The sequence below is a fragment of the Phenylobacterium sp. genome, assembly GCF_036263695.1.
Lineage (GTDB): Bacteria > Pseudomonadota > Alphaproteobacteria > Caulobacterales > Caulobacteraceae > Phenylobacterium.
Genome location: NZ_DATAGM010000167.1, coordinates 1 through 4,836, shown reverse-complemented (window position 1 = coordinate 4,836; position 4,836 = coordinate 1). Strand labels below are relative to the sequence as shown.

Annotated in this window: 7 protein-coding genes; 4 read left to right on the top strand and 3 right to left on the bottom strand. The window is 73.1% G+C overall.

Annotated elements, in window-relative coordinates; translation table 11 throughout:
* Together VHK87_RS06875 and VHK87_RS06870 are read right to left on the bottom strand one after the other, a co-directional pair.
* The coding region (locus tag VHK87_RS06875; RefSeq protein WP_329634159.1) for an amidohydrolase family protein at positions 1-531 on the bottom strand (531 nt) is incomplete at its 3' end.
* Between the two features lie 91 nt (positions 532-622).
* Positions 623-1,096, bottom strand: coding sequence for a hypothetical protein (locus VHK87_RS06870; RefSeq protein WP_329634158.1), 474 nt, complete (start codon positions 1,094-1,096; stop codon positions 623-625).
* Between the two features lie 47 nt (positions 1,097-1,143).
* Between VHK87_RS06870 and VHK87_RS06865 the strand changes: the two genes are divergently transcribed.
* The 4 genes from VHK87_RS06865 to VHK87_RS06850 all read left to right on the top strand — a co-directional run bounded on the left by VHK87_RS06865 (position 1,144) and on the right by VHK87_RS06850 (position 4,273).
* On the top strand, positions 1,144-2,277 hold the full coding sequence (locus VHK87_RS06865; RefSeq protein ID WP_329634157.1) for a DNA cytosine methyltransferase: 1,134 nt from the start codon (positions 1,144-1,146) through the stop codon (positions 2,275-2,277).
* Positions 2,278-2,471: 194 nt separating this feature from the next.
* Positions 2,472-3,461: a cysteine synthase A gene (gene cysK, locus VHK87_RS06860; RefSeq protein WP_329634156.1), complete on the top strand. Its 990-nt coding sequence runs from the start codon at positions 2,472-2,474 to the stop codon at positions 3,459-3,461.
* Positions 3,458-3,880, top strand: coding sequence for a DNA mismatch endonuclease Vsr (locus tag VHK87_RS06855; protein ID WP_329634155.1), 423 nt, complete (start codon positions 3,458-3,460; stop codon positions 3,878-3,880). The genes cysK and VHK87_RS06855 overlap by 4 nt, the downstream gene beginning before the upstream one ends.
* Positions 3,881-3,910: 30 nt before the next feature.
* Entirely contained in the window at positions 3,911-4,273 is a 363-nt protein-coding gene (locus VHK87_RS06850; protein WP_329634154.1) for a VOC family protein, read from the top strand.
* Positions 4,274-4,280: 7 nt separating this feature from the next.
* On the opposite strand, the gene VHK87_RS06845 is transcribed toward VHK87_RS06850, so the two are convergent.
* Positions 4,281-4,836: response regulator (locus tag VHK87_RS06845; RefSeq protein ID WP_329634153.1), on the bottom strand; the 556-nt coding region annotated here is incomplete at its 5' end.

Here is a 4,836-nt window from a genome sequence, read left to right as displayed (position 1 = left end):
GTCCGTTTCGGTCGCCGGCTCGCGGTTGGCGCCCCGCTCGCCCATGACGAACACCCGCAGCGCCGCGTGCGGCAGCTGGCTGGCGATGTCCACGTCGAACCGGCGCCTCGCCAGCGCGTCGAGGTAATCCGGATAGCTCTCCCAGTTCCACGGCAGGCCCAGCGACAGCACCGGGAAGGGGATGTCCTCCACACCTTCCATCAGCCGGATCAGCCGGTCGTGGTCCTCCGCCCGGCAGGGGGCGAAGCCGACGCCGCAGTTGCCCATCACCACGGTGGTGACTCCGTGCCAGGACGAGGGCTGCATCCGCTCATCCCAGGTCGCCTGGCCGTCGTAGTGGGTGTGGATGTCCACGAAGCCCGGCGTGACCAGCAGGCCCTTGGCGTCCAGCTCCTCGGCGCCCGTCCCGGCGACCTTGCCGACCTCGACGATGCGGCCGTCCCGGACCGCCACGTCGGCCTCGATGGGCGGCCCACCGGTTCCGTCCACCACCGTGCCGCCGCGGACGACGAGATCGTAGGCCTTCTCCATGGCCGCCTCCCTTCAGGCGTCGTGTTCTGTTCTTGGGCCCATTCTGCCGCCCAAGAGGGCCGCGGGGTCAAGCGCTTAGGCGAGCGGTTCGCTAGCGCTCGCCGCGCGGCATCTCACCGGCCCGGGCGCCGCAGCCCTTCAGGGTCTCGCCGCCCACCAGCACCTCCACCGCCAGCGGATACGAAAGGTCGCTCATCCCGTCCGAGCAGCCCGGCTGCACGCGCGCCGTGACCCGAAGCGGCGGGTTGACGGTCGGCGCCTCCCAGACCGCCGCCTCGCCCTCGGCCCGCGCCGGCGCGGCGCCGGCGGTCAGCGGCGGATGGTCGGGGCGCTCCAGGGTGATCTGGCCGCCCGTCACCTTCACCGCCCAGAACGGCTCGGTCCCGCGCCCCTCAATGTCGCCCTGCAGCTGCGCGGGCAGGGCCGGCGGCGTTGCGGCCGGCGGCGCGGCGGGCGTCGCCGGGGCCTCGGCCGGCTGGACAGGCGCGGCGGGCGCGGGCTCCGGCGCGGGCCGCTCGCAGGCGGCCAGGGTCAGGGCGGCGAGAGCGGCGGCGGCTGCGCGCATGGGAACACCTTCGGTTAACGGCGGCGCAGGTTAGACTCCCCGCCCAGATGAGTCGCGCCTTCACTTTCTACGAGTTCTTCGCCGGCGGGGGCATGGCGCGGATCGGCCTGGGCGCCGACTGGCGCTGCCTGTTCGCCAACGACTTCGACCCGCTGAAGGCTGCGACCTACCGGGCCAACTTCGCCGACGCCCCCGGCCACTTCCACCAGGGAGACGTCTGGGCGCTCTCGCCCGCCGACCTGCCGGGCGCGCCGGACCTGGCCTGGGCCTCCTCGCCCTGCCAGGACTTCAGCCTGGCCGGCGCCCGGGCGGGCCTGACCGGCGGCCGCTCCTCGGCCTTCTTCGGCTTTTGGCGGCTGGTGGAGGGGCTGGACAAGGAAGGCCGCGCGCCGCGGGCCATCGTCATCGAGAACGTCACCGGCCTCCTCACCTCCCACGGCGGGCGCGACTTAGAGGCCCTGTGCGATGCGCTGGCCGAACGCGGCTACCGCTTCGGCGCGCTGGAGATCGACGCCGTGGGCTTCGTGCCCCAGTCGCGGCCGCGGCTGTTCGTGGTCGCCACCCGGGCCGAGCCGCCGGCCGGGCTGACAGGGGCGAGCGGCTATCAGAGCCGCGCCGTCCGGGAGGCTCATGCCCGCCTGCCGGCCGCGTTGCAGGCGAACTGGATCTGGTGGGCGCTGCCCGCGCCGCCGGCCCGCAACACCGACCTGGCCGCGGTGCTGGAGTTCGACGCGGAGGTCGCCTGGCATACGCCGGCCAAGACCGCTCGGCTGCTCGAGCTGATGGCGCCGCTGCACCGGGCGCGCGTGGAAGCTGCGCGGCTCCAGGCCGGCAGCGCCGTCGGGGCCGTCTTCCGCCGCACGCGCAGGCAGGCCGGCCAGCGTGTGCAGCGCGCCGAGGTGCGGTTCGACGGCCTCTCCGGCTGCTTGCGCACGCCTCGCGGCGGCTCCTCGCGCCAGGCTCTGCTGTTCGCCGGCGGCGGCGAGGTGCGCTCGCGCCTGCTCACGGCGCGCGAGGCGGCCCGGCTGATGGGCCTGCCCGACAATTACGTGCTGCCGGAAGGCCTCAACGCCGGCCTGCACGTCGCTGGCGACGGCGTGGCGGTCCCCGTGGTCCGCTGGCTCGCGGCCCACATCCTCGAGCCGTTGCTGCGCACGCCGTCGGCCATCGCCGCGGAGTAGCCCTGTGACTGGTTATCGTCTCAGCCAGCTACGGGCGTGACAGGTTATGGCGTCCCACGACGCGAGGTCGGCGCTGGATGCTATAACCTGTCACCCGAGGCCCGTTAGATAACCTGCGCCCCTGCGCGGGTTCCTTTCGCCGCCGGAAGCCTTAGGTTCGCTGATCGAAGGGCACGAAAGCTTCCGAGACCCAAATGGACGCCACGCCGGACAAGACCTACGACGCCGCCCGCTATCGCCGGGCTGGCCGGGGCAGGATCTACGACTCCATCCTCGACACGATTGGCGACACCCCGCTGGTGCGCCTGCCGCGCCTCACCGCCGCGCTGAAGCCCAAGGGCGAGGTCGTCGCCAAGCTGGAATTCTTCAACCCGCTCGCCTCGGTGAAGGACCGCATCGGGGTGGCGATGGTCGAATACCTCGAGGCCAAGGGGGTGCTGAAGGACGGCGCGACCATCGTCGAGCCGACCAGCGGCAACACCGGCATCGCGCTGGCCTTCGTGGCCGCGGCCAAGGGCTACAAGCTGATCCTGGTGATGCCGGAGAGCATGTCGCTGGAGCGGCGCAAGATGCTGGTGCTGCTGGGCGCCAAGCTCGAGCTCACGCCCGCCGAGCGCGGCATGGCCGGCGCGGTCGCGCGGGCCCGCGAGCTGGTGGACGCCATCCCCGGCGCGGTCATGCCCCAGCAGTTCGACAATGAGGCCAACCCGCTGATCCACCGGGTCTCCACCGCCGAGGAGATCTGGAACGACACGGCCGGCGCGGTCGATGCGGTGATCAGCGGCGTCGGCACCGGCGGCACTGTGACCGGCGTCGGCAAGGTGCTGAAGTCGCGCAAGCCTTCCGTGCGGATGATCGCCGTCGAGCCCTCCGCCTCGCCTGTCCTCTCCGGCGGCCCGCCAGGCCCCCACAAGATTCAGGGGATCGGCGCCGGCTTCGTGCCCTCCATCCTCGACCGCGGCGTCATCGACGAGATCGTCCAGGTCTCCAACGAGGACTCCTTCGCCATGGCCCGGCGCGTCGCCCGCGATGAGGGAATCCCCGTGGGGATCTCATCGGGCGCGGCCCTGACGGCCGCCTTCGACGTCGCCTCGCGGGACGACATGGCCGGCAAGCTGGTGGTGGCCATCATTCCGAGCTTCGCCGAGCGCTACCTCTCGACGCCGCTATTCGAGGGGCTGTGACGGGGCCAGAGCGCACCGACGTCTTCTCGCCGGGCCAGCGCTCGGCGGTCATGCGCAAGGTGAAGGGCCGCGACACCGGCCCGGAGCTGAAGGTGCGCCGGCTGCTCTGGCGGCTCGGCGCCCGCTACCGCCTCCACCGGCGCGATCTGCCCGGCTCGCCGGACATCGTGCTGCCGGGCCGCCGGCTCGCCCTCTTCGTGCACGGCTGCTTCTGGCACGGCCACGACTGCGCCCGTGGCGCGCGGGTTCCCAAGGCCAACCGCGACTACTGGACCGCCAAGGTCGCCCGCAACCGCGCCCGCGACGCCGCCGCCCGCGACGCCCTCGCCGCCGCCGGCTGGCGCGCCGAGGCGCTGTGGGAGTGCGAGCTCAAGGACGAAGCTGCGCTGGAGGCGCGGCTGCGAGACATGCTGAAGTAGGCGGCGCTCAGCAACCCAGGGAGGAAGCCGGTGGCCCCCAAATCTCTGATGGTGATCCAGTACGTACACGACATGCCGGCCGCCGTGAGCTTCTACCGCGACGGCGTCGGCCTGGAGCTGGTCTCCAAATCCGCCGGCTGGTCGATGTTCCGGTGCGGCGACGCCCTGGTGGGCCTGCACGGCATCTACGGCTCCGTCACCGAGCGGCCGGTGCCCTACGCCGGGTTGAACCTGGAGGTGGACGACCTGGACCCGGCGATCGAACGGGCCGTGGCCCACGGCGCGAGGCTCGTGGAGGTCCGCGAGCCGGAGCCGGGGATCCCCGTCCGGCTCGGCGTTCTGATCGACCCCAACGGCAATGGCCTGGAGCTGCGCCAGCAGATGGGGGCCTAGGGCCTCGTCACGCCGCCACCCTGTCCCGCGCCGCCGCCTCCAGCGCATCGGCCAGGGCCCGGTGCAGGGCGGTGGCGTCGATCGGCTTGGCCACGTGGCCGGTCATGCCGGCCTGGCGGCAGCGCTCGATCTCCGCGGCCTCGTCGGAGCCGGTGCAGGCGATCACCGGCGTCTTCTGGTTGGGCCCGGTCCGGGCGCGCAGGCGCCGCGTGGTCTCGCGGCCGTCGAGCTCGGGCATGTGGACGTCCATCAGGATCACGTCGAAGGGCGCGGCGGCGGCCCGGGCCAGCGCTTCGGCGCCGCTCTCGGCCCGCACCACGGTCACGCCCAATGGCTCCAGCATCAGCGTCAGCGCCCGGCGATTCACCTCGTGGTCGTCGACCACCAGCACCCGCACGCCCGCCTCGGGCGGCGGCGCGGCCGGCCTGGCCGAACCCGCGGCGGCCAGCTGCACCTGCAGGGTGAAGGTCGAGCCTTCGCCCGGCGCGCTGCAGCAGGTCAGGTCCCCGCCCATCAGCCGGGCGAGTTCGCGGCTGATCGCCAGCCCCAGGCCGGTGCCGCCG

What these genes read in the sequence shown, in the direction of transcription:
- VHK87_RS06870 (WP_329634158.1), bottom strand. Translation starts at nt 1,096, where the DNA reads ATGCGCGCAGCCGCCGCCGCTCTCGCCGCCCTGACCCTGGCCGCCTGC.
- VHK87_RS06865 (WP_329634157.1), top strand. Translation starts at nt 1,144, where the DNA reads ATGAGTCGCGCCTTCACTTTCTACGAGTTCTTCGCCGGCGGGGGCATG.
- cysK (WP_329634156.1), top strand. Translation starts at nt 2,472, where the DNA reads ATGGACGCCACGCCGGACAAGACCTACGACGCCGCCCGCTATCGCCGG.